This window comes from Pantoea sp. C2G6 (assembly GCF_051336815.1).
In the GTDB taxonomy this organism is placed as follows: Bacteria; Pseudomonadota; Gammaproteobacteria; order Enterobacterales; family Enterobacteriaceae; genus Pantoea.
Map to the genome: position 1 here is coordinate 107,353 of NZ_JBGMNJ010000008.1, position 18,582 is coordinate 125,934.

At 62.1% G+C, this 18,582-nt stretch carries 8 protein-coding genes and 1 pseudogene; 8 read left to right on the top strand and 1 reads right to left on the bottom strand.

All coding sequences use genetic code 11. The features are described from left to right. Positions 1–236 precede the first annotated feature (236 nt). Positions 237–1,238 (bottom strand): HTH-type transcriptional regulator GalR, encoded by a 1,002-nt coding sequence (galR, locus tag ACCW71_RS12655; protein ID WP_436371835.1) that lies wholly within the window; start codon positions 1,236–1,238, stop codon positions 237–239. 190 nt (positions 1,239–1,428) lie between these two features. Here galR and ACCW71_RS12660 point away from each other — a divergent pair. The 8 genes and pseudogenes from ACCW71_RS12660 to lplT all read left to right on the top strand — a co-directional run bounded on the left by ACCW71_RS12660 (position 1,429) and on the right by lplT (position 18,539). Beyond that, a pseudogene (locus tag ACCW71_RS12660) lies at positions 1,429–3,746 on the top strand (molybdopterin guanine dinucleotide-containing S/N-oxide reductase). A 278-nt stretch (positions 3,747–4,024) separates the two neighbouring features. Further along, a complete protein-coding gene (locus ACCW71_RS12665; RefSeq protein WP_436371837.1) occupies positions 4,025–5,764 on the top strand; it encodes a penicillin-binding transpeptidase domain-containing protein in 1,740 nt (579 codons plus the stop codon). A gap of 429 nt (positions 5,765–6,193) precedes the next feature. Then, entirely contained in the window at positions 6,194–7,414 is a 1,221-nt protein-coding gene (locus tag ACCW71_RS12670) for an efflux RND transporter periplasmic adaptor subunit (protein WP_436371839.1), read from the top strand. Beyond that, a complete protein-coding gene (locus ACCW71_RS12675; RefSeq protein WP_436371841.1) occupies positions 7,411–10,620 on the top strand; it encodes an efflux RND transporter permease subunit in 3,210 nt (1,069 codons plus the stop codon). Before ACCW71_RS12670 ends, ACCW71_RS12675 begins: the two co-directional genes overlap by 4 nt. Further along, positions 10,617–13,718: an efflux RND transporter permease subunit gene (locus ACCW71_RS12680; protein ID WP_436371843.1), complete on the top strand. Its 3,102-nt coding sequence runs from the start codon at positions 10,617–10,619 to the stop codon at positions 13,716–13,718. The genes ACCW71_RS12675 and ACCW71_RS12680 overlap by 4 nt, the downstream gene beginning before the upstream one ends. 3 nt (positions 13,719–13,721) lie before the next feature. Further along, positions 13,722–15,116 (top strand): efflux transporter outer membrane subunit, encoded by a 1,395-nt coding sequence (locus ACCW71_RS12685; RefSeq protein WP_436371845.1) that lies wholly within the window; start codon positions 13,722–13,724, stop codon positions 15,114–15,116. 85 nt (positions 15,117–15,201) lie between these two features. Next, positions 15,202–17,352: a bifunctional acyl-ACP--phospholipid O-acyltransferase/long-chain-fatty-acid--ACP ligase gene (gene aas, locus ACCW71_RS12690; protein ID WP_436371847.1), complete on the top strand. Its 2,151-nt coding sequence runs from the start codon at positions 15,202–15,204 to the stop codon at positions 17,350–17,352. Beyond that, a complete protein-coding gene (gene lplT, locus ACCW71_RS12695) occupies positions 17,349–18,539 on the top strand; it encodes a lysophospholipid transporter LplT (protein ID WP_436371849.1) in 1,191 nt (396 codons plus the stop codon). Before aas ends, lplT begins: the two co-directional genes overlap by 4 nt. The last annotated feature ends 43 nt before the right edge of the window (positions 18,540–18,582 follow it).

Consider the following 18,582-nt stretch of genomic DNA (forward strand, 5'->3'; position numbering starts at 1 on the left):
GGGTCAGGTGAATTCTATCCACTACATATGGTGATTTCTGCGAATTAATACGCCTTAGTTTGACCTGAAACAAGGAAGCCTTAACCCGGTGGAAAATTCTGACCCGGCGGCAAAAAAGCGGCCGATGACGGTTTCATTTCGGGGTCTGGTGGGGAGAGGGTGCGCCGATCTGAGCGGAGTGGGGAGGGTGAAACGCGGATGGATCGCGGCGGCCCGCTAAACCGGCCGCCGCCGGTTCAGGCCGGGCCGCTGACCGAGTGGCGACGTACCAGGGTCGGGCTGAACATATGGGTCACTTCCGGCAGCGGCTGATCGTTGGCCAGCGCCAGCGCCAGTTGCGCGGCCTGCTGCGCCATGGTCACAATCGGATAGCGCACCGTGGTCAGACGCGGACGCACATAGCGCGAGACCAGCACATCATCAAAACCGATCAGCGACATCTCTTCCGGCACGCGGACGCCGTTGTCGCTCAGCACCGCCAGCGCGCCCGCGGCCATCGAGTCGTTGTAGCAGGCGACGGCGGTAAACTTTTTGCCGCGCCCCAGCAGTTCGGTCATCGCCTGCTCGCCGCCCACCTCATCCGGTTCACCCCAGGTGACCAGCCGATCGTTGCACGGCAGGCCGTGCTCTTTCAGCGCGTCGTAGTAACCCTGAAGGCGATCTTCGGCGTCGGAAATGGTGTGGGTCGAGCAGATAAAGGCGATATTCTGATGGCCGAGCTGAATCAGATGGCGGGTCGCCAGCCAGGCGCCGTAGCGATCGTCCAGCGCGATGCAGCGCTTTTCAAAGCCCTTGATCAGCCGGTTGAGCAGCACCATGCCCGGCACCTGCTTCATCAGCACTTCCAGTTCCGCGTCGGGGATTTTCTTGGCGTGAACCACCAGCGCCGCGCAGCGGTGACGCATCAGTTGTTCAATCGCCTGCCGCTCTTTCTGCTCATTATGGTAACCGTTACCAATCAGTAAAAAGTTACCGGTTTCGCCTGCCACCTCATCCACCGCTTTGACCATTGCGCCAAAAAAGGGATCGGAGACATCGCCCACGATCAGACCGAGCGTTTCGGTCGACTGCTGCGCCAGCGCGCGTGCGTTGGCGTTCGGGTGATACTGAAGCTGCTCCATCGCCTGACCTACGGCCTGTCTGGAGCTGTCGCTGGCTTTGGGAGAATTATTAATTACACGCGAGACTGTGGCGACAGAAACGCCAGCCAGTCGCGCAACATCCTTTATGGTAGCCATGCGTTGACCTGTTCCGGGGAAAACGTTTACACATCGCATCAGTGTTACGGAAAAGGGCGGGCACATCAACCCGACAGAATGTCAGCGCTGTCGCAAAAAGGGCGAAAACCGGCTGCTCAGGCCGCGCTTCTGCTGAGACGCTGCCCCATGTTATGCTCAATCTCCCCCCTTTCTGCCGTGAAAAACAACGATGAAAACCAAAGTGCCACATCTGGCGCACTGGGGCGCCTTTAGCGCCATCACTGAAAACGATCGCCTGATCGGCTGCGAGCCCTTCTTCGCCGATGCCGATCCGTCGCCAATGATCCACACCATCCCTGAACTGGTCTATTCCGATAAGCGCATCCGCCAGCCGATGGTGCGTCGCTCGTGGCTGAAGTCACGCGAGAACAGCGACCGCACGCTGCGTGGCCGGGAAGATTTTGTTGCGGTGGACTGGGAGACGGCGCTGGATCTGGTGGCGGATGAAAACCGTCGCATCCGCGAGCGCTACGGCGCGTCGGGCATTTTCAATGGTTCATATGGCTGGTCATCGGCGGGGCGCGTCAACCATGCGCGTACCCTGGTGCGGCGCTTCTACTTTCAGGGCGGCGGCGGTGTCGATCAGCAGGGCAACTACAGCTGGGGCGCGGCGCAGTTTTTCCTGCCCTATGTGATTGGCACCTACATGCCGCTGACCGGGCGCGTCACCGACTGGCCGCAGGTGGTGGAACATGCGGAGATCTTTGTCGCCTTTGGCGGGCTGGCGCTGAAAAACGCCCAGGTCGCCTCGGGCGGAGCCGGACAGCACAGTCTGAAACCGGCGCTGACGCAGCTGGCAGCCAAAGGCACGCCGGTGATCAATATCAGCCCGATGCGTGATGACTGCCCCGATTTCGTCAACGCCGAGTGGATCCCGATTCGCCCCAACACCGACGTGGCGCTGATGCTGGCGCTGGGGTATGAGATTACCCAGCGCGGCGCGGTCGACGAGGCATTTCTCGCCAGCCACTGCACCGGCTGGCCGCAGCTGCGCGCCTATCTGCTGGGCGAGAGCGATGGCGTGGCGAAAACCGCGGGCTGGGCCAGCCGCATCACCGGCATTCCGGCCGATCGCATCGTGCTGCTGGCGCAGCAGCTCACCGGCAAGCGCAGCTTTATCACCTGCTCCTATTCGGTGCAGCGCGCCCATCGTGGCGAACAGCCCTACTGGATGATGATTGCGCTCTCGTCGATGCTCGGTCAGCCGGGCCTGCCAGGCGCGGGCTTCTCGTTTGGCCACGGTTCGATGAACAGCGTCGGCAACCCCCGCCAGGAGGGGCCCGCTCCGATGATGAGCACCGGCCCGAATCCTGCCGGGCTGTCGATTCCGGTGGCGCGCATCAGCGACATGCTGCTCAATCCCGGCCAGCCCTACACCTTCCAGGGCGAAACCCTGCACTATCCCGATATTCATATGGTGCACTGGGCGGGCGGCAATCCGTTCCATCATCATCAGCAGCTCAACCGGCTGGTGGCGGGCTGGCAGCGGCCCGATACGGTGGTGGTGCAGGATATTGTCTGGACACCGGCCGCGCAGATGGCGGACATCGTGCTGCCGGCCACCACCACGCTGGAGCGCAACGACATCGGCGGCTCCTCGCGCGACCGCTTTGTGCTGGCGATGCATCAGGCGATCAAACCGCAGCACCAGGCGCGCAACGACTTCGATATTTTTGCTGATCTGGCGGAGCGGCTCGGCTACCGCGACACCTTCACCGAAGGGCGCAACGAGATGCAGTGGATCGCCCATCTTTATCAGCAGTGCGCCACGGCGCATCAGCGTAAGGGCATCGATTTCCCGGCGTTTGACGAGTTCTGGCAGCGCGGCTTTGTGGAGATCCCGGAGGGCGGCAAGCCTTATATTTTTATGGATGATTTCCGCGCCGATCCGCAGGCCAACCCGATCAACACCGCCAGCGGCAAAATTGAGCTGTTCAGCCAGACGATTGCCGATTATCAGCTGGCGGATTTCGCCGGTCATCCTGAGTGGCGTGAACCGCAGGAGTGGCTGGGGTCGCCGGTCATCCTGAGTGGCGTGAACCGCAGGAGTGGCTGGGGTCGCCGGTCAGCCGCGACTATCCGCTGCATATGATCTCTATCCAGCCTGCCGATCGGCTGCACAGCCAGCTGGATGGAACGGAAACGGTGCAGGGCAATAAAACCGCCGGGCATGAGACGCTCTATATGCATCCGCAGGATGCGGCGGCGCGCGGTATCGCTGACGGGGATGAGATTGAGGTCAGCAACGCGCGCGGCGTGATGCTGGCGGGGGTACGGCTCAGCGACGGGCTGACGCAGGGCGTGGTGATTATCGCCACCGGTGCCTGGTTTGATCCCGGTTTTGGTCAGGCGTGGCAGCCTTACGATCGTTCGGGCAACCCCAATGTGCTGACGCTCGACATCGGCACCTCGTCACTGACTCAGGGGCCAAACGCCATGAGCTGCCTGGTGGAAATCAAAAAACATCAGGATTGCAGAATAGCGTAAGGATCTCATGGCTGGTTACATTTTGCCGGTAACTGTTGCGTTTAGGCGATAGCAGCCGGTGAATGCGCCTTGCTACAGTCAGGATCCCAGAGGTATTGATGGGTGAACATCAATAAATTTTTTGATTACACCAGCCTGCGCAGATGCGCAGGTTTTTTTTATCCCCGTTTCCGCGCCTGATAACGAACTGATACACAGTTTTCCTGTTATCTGGTGAGCGCTTTCTTTATAACTGCTGGCTTCATCCCCCTTTTCTTTATTTTGCGCAGCGGATTGCCATGCCCCGGATTAAAAAATTACTGGGAAAAGACCAGATAAAAGCCCCGTTTAACCCTTTTCGTTTTCGCCTGATCTGCCTGGGTGTGGTGGGCTGTCTGGTGGTCCTGCTGGCGCGGGTGGCGGACCTGCAATTCCTGAACCAGCCGATGCTGGAGCACGAGGCGGATCAGCGATCGCTGCGTACCGTCACCCTGCCGACCAGCCGCGGCACCCTGCTGGATCGCAACGGCGAAGCGCTGGCGCTCAGCGTCCCGTCGCGTGATGTGATCGCCGATCCGCAGCGTGTACTGGAGAGCAACCCCGACTTTACCAGTGCCAAATGGGCCTATCTTGCCGCCGCGCTCAACACCCGGCCAGAAGATCTGGCGGCACAGATCACTGCCAACCCGAAACGCCGCTTCCTCTATCTGGGGCGTAAAGTGGAGCTGGGCATCGCCCGGGATATTAAAGCGCTGAAGCTGAAAGGCATCAGTGAAGTCTATGACGACAGCCGTTTCTATCCGATGAGTGAAGCCTCGGCGACGCTGATTGGTATTGTGGGGGCGGATAACGTCGGCCTGAACGGGCTGGAAAAAGGCTTTGATAAGGTGTTGCAGGGCGAGCCGGGCAAAGAGGAGTATCGTCAGGATGCGATGGGCAACATCATCGCGATGATCAACTATCAGCCGCCGACCCAGCCGCCAACGGTGCAGCTCAGCATCGACAAATATGATCAATACACCCTCTACAGCAAACTGCGCGACGGCGTGCTGATCAACAAGGCGGATTCCGGCGCGGCGGTGCTGGTGAAGATCGACACCGGCGAGATTCTGGCGATGGCCTCCTATCCGTCGTTCAACCCCAACAACTATGAAGGGGCGACCCCGGCGCAGATGCGCAACACGGCGATCAACGACAGCTATGAGCCGGGATCGACGGTGAAGCCACTGGTGGTGATGGAAGCGCTGGAGCGCCATCTGGTGCGCCCGGACTCGGTGATTGATACCACGCCCTACAGTGTGAATGGTCACCTGATCCGCGACGTCGGCCACTGGCCGCGTCTGACCATGACCGGCATTCTGCAAAAATCGAGTGACATCGGCGTCTCACATCTCGCGCTGGCGATGCCCGCCGAGGCGCTGGTCAACACCTACCACGCTTTCGGCCTCGGCAAACCCACCGGCCTCGGGCTGACCGGCGAGAGCGTCGGCTACTTCCCGCTACACCGTGCCCGCTGGGCGGACATTGAACGGGCGACCTTCTCTTTTGGCTACGGCCTGCGGGTCACGCCGCTGCAAATCGCCCGTGAATACGCCACGCTCGGTTCCTATGGCATCTACCGTCCGCTCTCGATTACCCGCGTAACGCCGCCGGTGCTCGGCAAGCAGGTGGCGAACCCGGAGACGGTCAAAGAGGTGGTGCATATGCTGGAGAGCGACGTGCTGCCAGGCGGCACCGGGATCAAAGCGGCCGTGCCGGGCTATCGGCTGGCAACCAAAACGGGTACCGCGGAAAAAATGGGCACCAGCGGTAAATATGATGGCGGCTACGTCAACTACACCGCCGGTATCGCGCCCGCCAGCCATCCTGAAGTGGCGCTGGTGGTGATGATTAACCATCCCACCGCGGGCGATCACTTTGGTGGCTCGGTAGCCGCGCCGGTGTTTGGCAACATCATGGGGCCGGTGCTGAAGCATATGAACATTGCCCCGGATGCCATCTACAGCAAACCCGCGGCGAATCCTTCGGATAAATCCTAGAAAAATCAGAGTGTAAGCGAGGCGTGCAGGATTTACACACCTCGTTGCACTTCCCCGAATTCGGTTGCGTTTTGCTGCTGTCTCCGTGCGGTCAATCAGTGCGAGGATAGAGGTCCCAGAGGTATTGATGGGTGTGAAAACAACCTCGCTTCGGCGTTGATGACCCTGTTATTACACCAACCCACGCAGATGCGTGGGTTTTTTTTTGCCTGCTGCGCCAGCGCCCGCTCATCACCCCGCGCCCGCGCCGTTAAATCATTATTGTTCTTAACAGAACCCTGACAGTTTGCCGCTAGAAAGGCGCGTCGCCTTTCACCGATAATGGCTGCCGTGATGCCTGGCGGCACGCTGCCCACCGCGCCGCGCCGCTCACTGCCGCATTCCGCACGTTCCGGGATTTCTTTTTCTGTTTACCTGAAGAGTTCGACAATGACCCACCTTTCACGCGCCGTCCGTTCTGGCGGGCTAAAATGGCTGCTCTTACTGCTGCTGGCCGCGATGGTCGCGGGTGTTATCTGGCGTCTGCTGCCCTCGGGTCATGGACCGGCGGGCGCGATGCCGCCAGGAGGACCGCCGGGCGGATCGATGAGGGGCGGCGGGGGAACCACGCTGGTGCACAGCGGCGTCGCCAGCACGGCGGATGTCCCGGTCTGGCTCAACGCGCTTGGCACGGTGATCCCCAGTGCCAGCGTGACGGTGACCAGCCGCGTCGACGGCCAGCTGCAACAGATCTACTTCACCGAGGGGCAGAAGGTCAGCGCCGGGCAGCTGCTGGCGCAGATCGATCCGCGCAGTTATCAGGCCACGCTCAGTCAGTATCAGGCGCAGCTCAGCGAAAACCAGGCGCTGCTGAAGAGCGCCGAGCTGACGCTGGCCCGTTACCGTAAACTGGCGGCGCAGGATGCGCTGGCGCGTCAGGATCTCGACAGCCAGATCGCCACCGTCGGGCAGTATCGAGGTGCCGTGGCGGCCGATCAGGCGCAGATCGCCAGCGCGAAGCTGAGCATTGAGTATGCCCGCATTACGGCACCGATCGGCGGGCGCGTCGGCCTGCGTCAGGTCGATCCCGGCAACATGATCCAGAGTTCCAGCAGCACCGGCCTGGTGACGATCACGCAGATGCAGCCCGCCGCTGTCACCTTTAGCGTGCCGCAGAGTGAAATCCCGACGCTGGTCAGCGTGCTGCATCAGGGCCAGAGCCTGCCCGCCATCCTCTATGACCAGGATAACCAGCAGCAGCTCGCCAGCGGCGAGGTGAAGTTTATCAGCAATCAGATCGACACCGCGACCGGCAGCGTCGAGCTGAAAGCGCTGTTCGCCAACCAGGATGAGTCGCTGTTCGCCAACCAGTTTGTCAATCTGCGCTTGCAGACCCGGCTGCTGAAAAACGCCACGGTGATCCCGGCGCAGGCATTGCAGTTAAGCAGCGACGGCAGCTTTGTCTTTGTGATTAACAAGGATAACAGCGTGACGCGCCAGGCGGTCACCACCGGTCCGGCGTTCGGGGACGATCGGCAGGCGATCCTCAGCGGCGTCTCGCCAGGCGATCGGCTGGTGACGGAGGGAATCGATCGGCTGACCAGCGGCAGCAAAGTGACGCTGGCGGATGAGACGCCCGCCGCTGCGGATACGGATACTGTGTCGAAATGAATCCGTCACGGCTGTTTATTCTGCGTCCGGTCGCCACCATCCTGCTGATGGTCGGCGTGCTGATCGCTGGCATCTTTGCATATAAATTCCTGTCGACTTCGGCGCTGCCGCAGGTCGACTACCCGACCATTCAGGTTACGACGCTCTATCCTGGCGCCAGCCCGGACGTGATGGCGTCGTCAGTGACCTCACCGCTGGAGCGTCAGCTGGGGCAGATGGCGGGCCTGAGCCAGATGAGTTCCACCAGCGCCAGCGGCTCCTCGATCATCACCCTGAAGTTCAGCCTCGATCTCTCGCTGGATGTCGCCGAGCAGGAGGTGCAGGCGGCGATCAACGCGGCGAATAACCTGCTGCCCGACGACCTGCCCAATCCGCCAACCTACAAAAAGGTCAATCCGGCGGACAGCGCGGTGGTGACGCTGGCGGCCAGCTCCGGCACCCTGCCGCTGACGACGGTGCAGGATCTGGTCAATACCCGGGTGGCGCTCAAGCTGTCGCAGATTTCCGGGGTCGGGATGGTGACGCTGGCGGGCGGCCATCAGCCCGCGATTCGGGTGCAGATGAACCCGAAAGCGTTAGCGGCCCATAACCTGACGCTGGAAGCGGTGAACACGCTGATTGGCAACAGCAACGTCAATGGCTCCAAAGGCGGCTTTGACGGTAAATATCATTCGGTCACCATTGATGCCAACGATCAGCTGCGCACCGCCGAAGAGTACGGCAACCTGATCCTCACTTACGAGAACGGCGCGGCGCTGCGCCTGAAAGATATTGCCCATATCGAACAGGGCCCGGAGAACAGCTTCCAGTCGGCGTGGGCCAATAACCAGCCGGCGATTGTGATCAGCGTGCAGCGCCAGCCGGGGGCGAACGTGATTCAGGTGGTGGACAACATCAAGGCGCAGCTGCCCGCGTTGCAGGCGGCGCTGCCCGATGGCGTGAAGATGACCATTCTCTCCGATCGCACCCAGACCATCCGCGCCTCGATCAGCGACGTGCAGTTTGAACTGCTGCTGTCGATTGCGCTGGTGGTGATGGTGACCTTCCTGTTTCTGCGCAACGTGGCGGCGACGCTGATCCCCAGCGTGGCGGTGCCGCTGTCGCTGGTCGGCACCTTCGGGGTGATGTATCTGGCCGGTTTCAGCCTGAATAATCTGTCGCTGATGGCGCTGACCATCGCCACCGGATTTGTCATTGATGACGCCATTGTGGTGGTGGAGAACATCTCCCGGCGGCTGGAGCAGGGCGAAACCCCGATGGAGGCGGCGCTGAAAGGCTCACAGCAGATTGGCTTCACCATTATCTCGCTGACCTTTTCGCTGATTGCGGTGCTGATCCCGCTGCTGTTTATGGGCGATGTGGTCGGGCGACTGTTTCGCGAGTTTGCCATCACCCTGGCGGTAGCGATTCTGGTCTCAATGGCGGTGTCGCTGACCCTGACGCCGATGCTCTGCGCCTATCTGCTGCGCCACATTCCGCCAGAAAAGCAGTCAACTTTTGCCCGCAAAGGTGGCGAGCTGTTTGATCGTCTGGTGCGTGGCTATGACCGGCTGCTGACGGTGGTGCTCAATCATCAGAAGCTGACGCTGCTGGTGGCGCTGGCGACCTTCGGCCTGACGGCGCTGCTCTATCTGATGGTGCCGAAAGGCTTCTTCCCGACCCAGGATACCGGGCTGATTCAGGGGATTAGCGTCGCCTCGCAGGATGTCTCCTTCAGCCGTATGGCGGCGCGGCAGCAGGCGCTCTGCGCGCTGATCCTGAAGAACCCGGCGGTGGAGAGCGTCTCCTCGACCATCGGCATCGATGGCACCAATACCAGCCTCAACAGCGGCCGGTTGCAGATCAACCTGAAGCCGTTCGCCGACCGTGACCTGAAGGCGGATCAGGTGATTAAGCAGTTACAGCAGGCGACCGCAGGGGTAGCGGGCATCCGGCTCTATCTGCAACCGGCGCAGGATCTGACGGTTAACGATCAGGTGTCGCCGAGCCAGTATCAGTTCACCCTCGACGACGCCGACAGTGAGAAGCTGGTGAAAGCCACTCCGGCGCTGGTCTCCGCGTTACAGCAGCGACCGGAGTTTAACGGCGTGGTGAGTAACCTTCAGGATCAGGGGCGCGTGGCCTATGTTGAGCTGAACCGCGACAAAGCGGCGCGCTACGGCATCACCGCGTCGGACGTCGATACCGCGCTTTACAACGCCTTTGGCCAGCGGCTGGTCTCCACCATTTTCACCCAGTCGAATCAGTATCGGGTGGTGCTGGAAGTGGCACCGGCATACCAGCAGGGACCGGCGTCGTTTGATGATGTCTGGCTGCAACCCTCCAGCAGCAGCAGTTCGGCGTCGTCGTCCGGCAGCACGACGTCATCTTCATCTTCATCTTCATCAACGTCGACCTCCACCTCAGCCTCTGGCACCACCACGGCCAGCAGCGGGATGGTGAAACTCACCGCCATCGCCACTATCCATCAGCGCACCGGCTCGCTGATGCATATGCGGCTGAATCAGTTTCCGGCGGTGATGATCTCCTTCAACCTCAATCCGGGCTACTCGCTGGAGGAGGGACAGCGGGCCATCGCAGAGGTGCGGCAGCAGCTGCATCTGCCGGAGAGCACCACGCTGCGCTATCAGGGAGAGACCTCCGCCTTTCAGAGCGCCACCGGTAACACCCTGTGGCTGATTCTGGCGGCGCTGATCACCATGTATGTGGTGCTCGGCATCCTCTATGAAAGTTTTATCCATCCGGTCACCATCCTCTCGACGCTGCCCTCGGCGGCGGTCGGCGCACTGCTGACGCTGCTGCTGGCGGGCACGGAATTCAGCCTGATTGCGCTGATTGGCGTCATCCTGCTGATCGGCATCGTGAAAAAGAACGCGATTATGATGATCGATTTTGCGCTGGAGGCGGAGCAGCGGCAGCATCTCAGCGCGCGTGAGGCGATTCATCAGGCCTGTCTGCTGCGCTTCCGGCCGATCCTGATGACCACCATGGCGGCGCTGCTCGGCGCGTTACCGCTGATGCTGGCCTCCGGTTCTGGCGCAGAGCTGCGCCAGCCGCTGGGGCTGGTGATTGTCGGCGGATTGATTGTCAGTCAGGTGCTGACGCTTTTTTCCACGCCGGTGATCTATCTCCTGTTTGATGCGCTGGCACAGCGCGGCAACGCTTGGGTGAAACGCCGTCAGCAGCAGGCGCGGAGCGGGCAATGAACCTGACCCGGCTGTTTATCTTTCGTCCGGTGGCGACGCTGCTGCTGACGCTGGCGATTCTGCTGCTCGGGGCGCTGGGCTACCGGCTGCTGCCGGTGGCCCCGCTGCCGCAGGTCGATTTTCCCACCATCATGGTTAACGCCAGCCTGGCGGGAGCCAGCCCGGAAACCATGGCGGCGACGGTAGCGACCCCGCTGGAGCGGGCGCTCGGCCAGATTGCCGGCATCAGCGAGATGACCTCCAGCAGTTCGCAGGGCTCCAGCAGCATCATTCTGCAATTTGAGCTGGACCGCGACATCAACGGCGCGGCGCGCGACGTGCAGGCGGCGATCAACGCGGCGCGCAGCCTGCTGCCGAGCGCGATGGCGTCACTGCCCACTTACCGTAAAGCCAACCCGTCAGACGCGCCGATTGTGATGCTGGCGCTGACCTCCGCCACCCGCACGCCCGGCGAACTCTACGATCTGGCGGAGAGCAAAATCGAACAGGCGATGGGTCAGGTAAACGGCGTCGGCGAGGTGTCGCTGATGGGCAGCGCGTTACCGGCGGTGCGGATCGATCTGCAACCGCTGAAGCTGACCCACTACGGTATCTCGCTCGACACGGTGCGCAGCGCGGTGGCCAACAGCACCACCAATCTGCCGAAAGGGATTTTGCAGGGCAGTGACCAGTCGTGGCTGGTGGACAGCAATGGTCAGCTGGATAAGGCGGCCAGCTATCGCGACCTGATCGTCAGCTATCAGCAGGGCAGGGCGGTACGGCTGCGCGACGTCGCCACGGTTTACGATTCGGTGGAGGATCGCTATCAGGCGGGCTTCCTCAACGCCACGCCCGCGGTGATGATCGGCATCAAGCGCCAGGCGGGCGCTAACATGCTGGAGACCATCGACGCGATCAAAGCGCAGCTGCCGCTGCTGGAGAAGAGCCTGCCCGCCGATAGCCAGCTGAAGGTGGTGGTGGACCGCTCGCCAGGGGTGCGCGCCTCGCTCTATGACACCGAAGAGACGTTGCTGCTGGCGGTGCTGCTGGTGATTGCGGTGGTGTTTATTTTCCTGCGCAACGTGCAGGCGGTGATCATTCCGGCACTGGCGCTGCCGGTGTCGCTGATCGGCACCTGCGCGGTGATGTATCTGCTCGGTTACAGCCTCGATAACCTGTCGCTGATGGCGCTGATTATCGCCACCGGCTTTGTGGTGGATGATGCGATTGTGGTGCTGGAAAATATCACCCGCCATATTGAGCGCGGGCTGAGCCCGCTGCGGGCGGCGCTGCGCGGGGCGCAGGAGGTGAGCTTCACCGTGCTGTCGATGACCGTGTCGCTGATCGCGGTGTTTATCCCGATCCTGCTGATGGGCAGCATTGTCGGGCGGCTGTTCCGGGAGTTTGCCGTCACGCTCACCGTGTCGCTGCTGATCTCGCTGTTTGTCTCGCTCAGCCTGACGCCGATGCTCTGCGCCCGCCTGCTGAAACCCAGGCCGCCGGTCAGCCAGCGTCCCCATCCGCTCTGGCAGTTTATTGAGAACGGGCTGAATCGCCTGCTGGCCGCCTACGGGCGCGGGCTGGCGTGGGTGATGCGTCACCAGAAGCTGACGCTGCTCAGCCTGCTGCTGACCGTGCTGCTGAATATTTTTCTGTTTACCGTGGTGCAGAAGGGCTTCTTTCCCAACCAGGACACCGGACTGCTGATGGGGGCGCTGCGCGCCGACCAGAACATCTCCTTTCAGGCGATGAAGCCGAAAATGCTGATGTTCACCCGGATCATTCAGGAAGATCCGGCGGTGGAGAGCGTGATGTCGTCGATGGGCAGCGGCATGTTTGGCTCGCGCAACAGCGCGAACTTCTTTGTGCGACTCAAAGATTTTGACCAGCGCGATGCCACCGCGTCGGACGTGGCGAACCGGCTGACGATGAAAACCCGTCATATTGCCGGCGCGCAGATGTTTCTGATGGCGGCGCAGGATCTGCACATTGGCGGACGCAGCGCCAACGCCACTTACCAGTACAGCTTACAGGCGGACGATCTCGACCTGCTGCGCATCTGGACCCCAAAAGTGCAGGCGGCGCTGGCGGCGATCCCGCAGCTCAACAGCGTTGACTCCGACTCCCAGACCGGCGGCCAGGAAGTAGAACTGACGATCGATCGCGACCGCGCCACCCGGCTCGGCGTGAATGTGAAGATGCTCGATACCCTGCTGAATAATGCCTTCAGCCAGCGGCAGATCGCCACCCTCTACCACACCCTGAATCAGTATCACGTGGTGATGTCGTTGCAGGATAGCGATACCGCCAGCCCGGAGACGCTGCAACAACTTTATGTGATCAACGATAGCGGCGATCGGGTGCCGCTCTCCGCCTTTGCCCGCTTCAGCGGCGGCAATGCGCCGCTGTCGGTGGCGCATCAGGGACAGTCCGCCACCAGCACGGTCGCCTTTAATCTGAATAAGGGCGTATCGCTGGAGCAGGCGCAGTTACTGATTAAGCAGGCGATGGCGAAACTCGGCCTGCCCTCGACCATTCATGCCGGTTTTGCCGGCACCGCCGCGGCTTTTTCTCAGCTCACCGTCACCATGCCGTGGCTGATCCTGGCGGCGCTGGCGGCGGTCTATATCGTGCTTGGGGTGCTCTATGAGAGCTATATCCATCCGCTGACCATTCTCTCGACCCTGCCGTCAGCGGGCGTCGGCGCGCTGTTACTGCTGCTGCTGACCAACACGCAGCTCACGGTGATTGCGCTGATTGGCATCATCCTGCTGATCGGCATCGTGAAAAAGAACGCCATCATGATGATCGACTTCGCTATCGACGCAGAGCGGCGGCTGGGCCTGTCGTCGCAGCAGGCGATCACCCAGGCGTGCCTGATGCGCTTCCGGCCGATCATGATGACCACGCTGGCCGCTTTCTTTGGCGCGCTGCCGCTGGCGCTCGGCAGCGGCGGCGATGCCGACCTGCGCAGCCCGCTGGGTATCGCCATCGCCGGTGGCCTGGCGCTGAGCCAGCTGCTGACCCTGTTTACCACGCCGGTGGTTTATCTCTGGCTCGACCGTCTGGGCCGGGCCACTCAACGTCAATGGCGTCGTCTGCGCCATTCGGGAGCCTGATTGATGAAGCCTCTTGTTCCACTTGTGATCACGCTGCTGCTGAGCGGCTGTAGTGTCGGCCCCGACTATCAGCGCCCGGCGGTGTCGATGCCGCTCCACTATAAAGAGGCCAGAGGCTGGCAGCCCGCGACCCCGCTGGATCAGCAGAGCAAAGGCGAATGGTGGTCGGTCTATCACGACGCCACCTTAAGCAGTCTGCTGAGCCAGGTGATGATTTCAAACCAGAACGTCGCGGATTATGCCGCTAAGTACCGCCAGGCGCAGGCGCTGGCGAGTGAGTCCCGCGCGGCGCTATTTCCCTCGCTGGACTATGACGGCAGCGTGACGCGCAGCGGCAGTCATGCGACCGGCAGCAATGTCCGCACCACCAGCAGCAGTCACCAGGCGGAGCTGAGTGCCAGCTGGGAGCCGGACTTATGGGGCAAGCTGCGGCGTACTCTGGAGGAGAATCGCGCCAGCGCCGCGGCCAGCGCGGCGGAGCTGGCTAATATCACCCTGAGTGCCCAGTCTGAGCTGGCGCAGGACTACTTCCAGCTGCGCATCATGGACCAGAAGATCGCGCTCTATCAGCAGAGTGTGGACGCTTATCAGGGCTACCTGAACGTGATCACCCGCCAGTATCAGGCGGGCACCGCGTCGCGCGCTACCCTGGCGCAGGCGCAGCTGCAACGGGAGAGCGCCAGCGCCTCGGCACAGGATTATCAGTGGCAGCGGGCGCAGCTGGAGCACGCCATCGCGCTGCTGATCGGCAAAGCGCCGGCTGACTTCAGCCTGGCCGCCGCGCCGCTGACCGCCACGCTGCCGGTGGTGCCCGCCGCTCTGCCGGGCCAGCTGTTGCAGCGCCGCCCCGATATTGCCTATGCCGAACGCAACATGGCCGCCGCCAATGCCGCGATAGGCGTGGCGGAGGCGGGGTACTATCCCGATCTGACCCTGAGCGCCAGCGGTGGCGTCAGTTCATCGCTGCTGCATTCGCTGTTTTCGCTGCCGAACCGCGTCTGGTCGCTGGGACCGGAACTGAGTGGCACGCTGCTCGACGCGGGGGCGACCGCCGCGCAGGTCGATCAGGCTCGCGCGGGCTGGGATGCCAGCGTCGCCAGCTACCGGCAGACGGTGCTGGCCGCGATGCAGGAGGTGGAGGATCAGCTGGTGGAGCTGAACAGCTTACAGGGGGAGATCGCCACTCAGCAGCGCGCCACCGCGGCGGCGCAGACCTCAGCGCAGGTGACACGAATGCAGTATGAGGCGGGGATGATCACCTACCTTGATGTGGCGACCACCGAGAACAGCAGCCTGAGCGCGCAGCAGAGTTTGCTGACGCTGCAAAGCAGCCAGTGGGTCAGCAGTGTGGCGCTGATTGCGGCGCTGGGCGGCGGCTGGCAGGCTGCCAGAACGTGACCGGTGACCATCAATAATTTGGTTGTCGAAGCGTGCCAAATCCTGCATCGTGAGGGCTATTTTTTCATAATGCTAAGGAGCTGGCATGCTATACACAATGTTGCGTCTGATATTCCGTCTGTTGTGGCGGGTCGAACTGCGCGGTGACGTCACCGGCCTGCATAAGCAGAAGGTACTGATTACGCCAAACCATGGATCGTTTCTCGACGGTATCCTGCTGGCGCTGTTTCTGCCGATCAAGCCGGTCTTCGCGGTCTATTCGACCATCAGCGAAAGCTGGTTTATGCGGCTGGTAAAGCCCTTTATCGACTTTGTCCCGCTCGATCCGACGCGGCCAATGGCGCTGAAACAGCTGGTACGGCTGATCGACAGTGGGCGTCCGGTGGTGATCTTCCCGGAAGGACGGATTACCGTGACCGGCTCGCTGATGAAAATCTACAGCGGCGCGGGCTTTGTCGCGGCGCGGTCAGGCGCGACGGTGGTGCCGATGCGGATTGAAGGGGCGGAGTTCACGCCGTTTGGCCGGCTGGCTGGCGTGTTTAAACGTCGCCTGTTTCCACGCATCACCCTGACCATTCTGCCCGCGACCCGCATTCCGATGCCGGAGGCGAAACGGGCGCGCGATCGGCGCGTGCTGGCCGGAGAGCATCTGCACCATGTCATGATGGAAGCACGCATGGCGGTCCGCCCGCGGGAGACCCTGTTTGAGGCGCTGCTGGCGGCACGAACGCGCTATGGCGCGTTTAAGCGCTGCATCGAAGATGTCAATTTCAAACCCGACAGCTACAACGGCCTGCTGAAGAAGTCGCTGGGCGTCGGCCGGATTCTGGAGCGCTACAGCCAGCCGCGTGAAGTGGTCGGGCTGCTGCTGCCCAACACCACCGTCACGGCGGCGGCGATCTTCGGCGCGTCGCTGCGCGGCCGCGTTCCGGCGATGCTCAACTACACCGCCGGGGTTAACGGCATGCGGGCGGCGCTGACCGCGGCGCAGATTAAAACCGTCTTCACCTCACGCCAGTTCCTGGATAAAGGCAATCTGTGGCATCTGCCGCAGGGGCTTGAGGATGTGCAGTGGGTCTATCTGGAAGATCTGAAAGATAGCGTGACCCTCCAGGATAAGCTGTGGATCCTTGGCCATCTGCTGCTGCCGCAGCGCGCGCAGGTGCCGCAGCAGCCGGAAGACGCCGCGATGGTGCTGTTCACCTCAGGATCGGAAGGCAATCCCAAAGGGGTGGTGCATTCCCATAAAAGCCTGCTGGCGAACGTCGAGCAGATTCGTACCGTGGCGGATTTTACCCCGCGCGATCGCTTTATGTCGGCGCTGCCGCTGTTTCACGCCTTTGGCCTGACTGTCGGCCTGTTTACCCCGCTGATGACCGGGGCGCAGGTGTTTCTCTATCCCAGCCCGCTGCACTATCGCATCGTGCCGGAGCTGGTCTATGACCGTAACTGCACCGTGCTGTTTGGCACCTCAACCTTCCTCGGTAACTACGCGCGCTTTGCCGCGCCCTACGACTTTGCCCGGCTGCGTTACGTGGTGGCGGGGGCGGAGAAGCTCCAGGAGAACACCCGCCAGCTCTATATCGAGAAGTATGGCATCCGTATCCTTGAAGGCTATGGCGTGACCGAGTGCGCGCCGGTGGTGGCGATCAACGTTCCGATGGCGGCGAAGGCGCACAGCGTAGGCCGTATTCTGCCGGGCATGGATTCGCGGCTGATGTCGGTGCCGGGGATTGAGCAGGGCGGACGGCTGCAACTGCGCGGCCCCAACGTGATGAAAGGCTATCTGCGGGTGGAAAATCCGGGCGTGCTGGAAGCACCGGCCGCCGACGATGGCGAAGGCAACCAGGAAGCGGGCTGGTATGACACCGGCGATATTGTCAGTTTCGATGAGGGCGGTTTCTGCCAGATTCAGGGACGCGCCAAACGCTTCGCCAAAATCGCCGGTGAGATGGTGTCGCTGGAGATCGTTGAGCAGATCGCCCTGAAGGCGTCACCGGACAAACAGCATGCGGCGTCGCTGCGCCCGGATGGTCAGCGCGGCGAGGCGCTGGTGCTGTTCACCACCGACAGCGATCTGGCGCGCGACAGCCTGCAACAGGCGGCCCGCGCGCTGGGCGCACCGGAGCTGGCGCTGCCGCGTGATATTCGGGTGGTGAAACAGTTGCCGCAACTGGGCAGCGGTAAACCCGATTACGTGACGCTGAAAAAGATGGCGGAAGAGGAGCCGGCATGAACATCGACCGCACCGCGCCGCTGATGTCACGCGGCATGATCGCCGTGATTGTCGCCCAGTTCTTTTCCGCCTTTGGTGATAACGCGCTGCTGTTCGCCACGCTGGCCGTGCTGAAAAACCAGTCCTATCCCGACTGGAGCCAGCCGGTTTTGCAGATGCTGTTTGTCGCCACCTATATTCTGCTGGCCCCGTTTGTCGGTCAGGTGGCGGACAGCATGGCGAAAGGGCGGGCGATGATGATCGCCAACAGCCTGAAGCTGCTGGGGGCGCTGGTGATCTGCTTCGGCTTTAATCCGTTCCTTGGCTACACCCTGGTCGGGGTCGGTGCCGCCGCCTACTCCCCGGCTAAATATGGCATCCTCGGCGAGATTACCCACGGCGAGCAGCTGGTCAAAGCCAACGGGCTGATGGAGGGCTCGACCATCGCCGCCATTCTGCTCGGTTCGGTGGCGGGCGGAGTGCTGGCGGACTGGCATCTGCTGGCGGCGCTGGGGATCTGCGCGCTGACCTACGGCGTGGCGGTGGTCGCCAACCTGTTTATCCCGAAATTGCAGGCGGCACGGCCGGGACAGAGCTGGCAGCTGACGGCGATGGTGCGCCGTTTCTTCCAGGCCGCCACGCTGCTGTGGCGTGACGCGGAGACGCGCTTTTCGCTGCTCGGCACCAGCCTGTTCTGGGGCGCGGGGGTGACGCTGCGCTTCCTGCTGGTGCTGTGGGTGCCGGTGGCGCTGGGCATTGATGACAACACCACGCCGACCACCCTGAACGCGATGGTGGCGCTGGGGATTGTGATCGGTGCGGCGGCGGCGGCGAAGCTGGTGACGCTGGAGACGGTGCGCCGCTGTATGCCAGCCGGGGTGCTGATTGGCGTGATGGTGGTGGTCTTCGCGCTGCAACATGCGCTGCTGAACGCTTATCTGCTGCTGATGCTGATTGGCGCGCTGGGTGGCTTCTTTGTGGTGCCGCTGAACGCGCTGCTTCAGGCGCGTGGCAAAGAGAGCGTGGGTTCAGGCAACGCGATTGCGGTGCAGAATCTGGGGGAGAACAGCGCCATGCTGGTGATGCTGGGGCTCTATACGCTGGCCATTAAAGCGGGCGCGCCCGCCGTGGCGACCGGTGTCGGCTTCGGCGTGCTGTTTGCGCTGGTGATCACCCTGCTGTGGCTGTGGCGACCGGCGAAACGGTAAAACATTCACCGCCTCTCTGCCGCGGAACGGTAGAGAGGCGGTG

Coding starts and splice junctions, on each gene's coding strand:
- ACCW71_RS12670 (WP_436371839.1), top strand. CDS start 6,194: ATGACCCACCTTTCACGCGCCGTCCGTTCTGGCGGGCTAAAATGGCTG.
- ACCW71_RS12675 (WP_436371841.1), top strand. CDS start 7,411: ATGAATCCGTCACGGCTGTTTATTCTGCGTCCGGTCGCCACCATCCTG.
- galR (WP_436371835.1), bottom strand. CDS start 1,238: ATGGCTACCATAAAGGATGTTGCGCGACTGGCTGGCGTTTCTGTCGCC.
- ACCW71_RS12665 (WP_436371837.1), top strand. CDS start 4,025: ATGCCCCGGATTAAAAAATTACTGGGAAAAGACCAGATAAAAGCCCCG.
- lplT (WP_436371849.1), top strand. CDS start 17,349: ATGAACATCGACCGCACCGCGCCGCTGATGTCACGCGGCATGATCGCC.
- ACCW71_RS12680 (WP_436371843.1), top strand. CDS start 10,617: ATGAACCTGACCCGGCTGTTTATCTTTCGTCCGGTGGCGACGCTGCTG.
- aas (WP_436371847.1), top strand. CDS start 15,202: ATGCTATACACAATGTTGCGTCTGATATTCCGTCTGTTGTGGCGGGTC.
- ACCW71_RS12685 (WP_436371845.1), top strand. CDS start 13,722: ATGAAGCCTCTTGTTCCACTTGTGATCACGCTGCTGCTGAGCGGCTGT.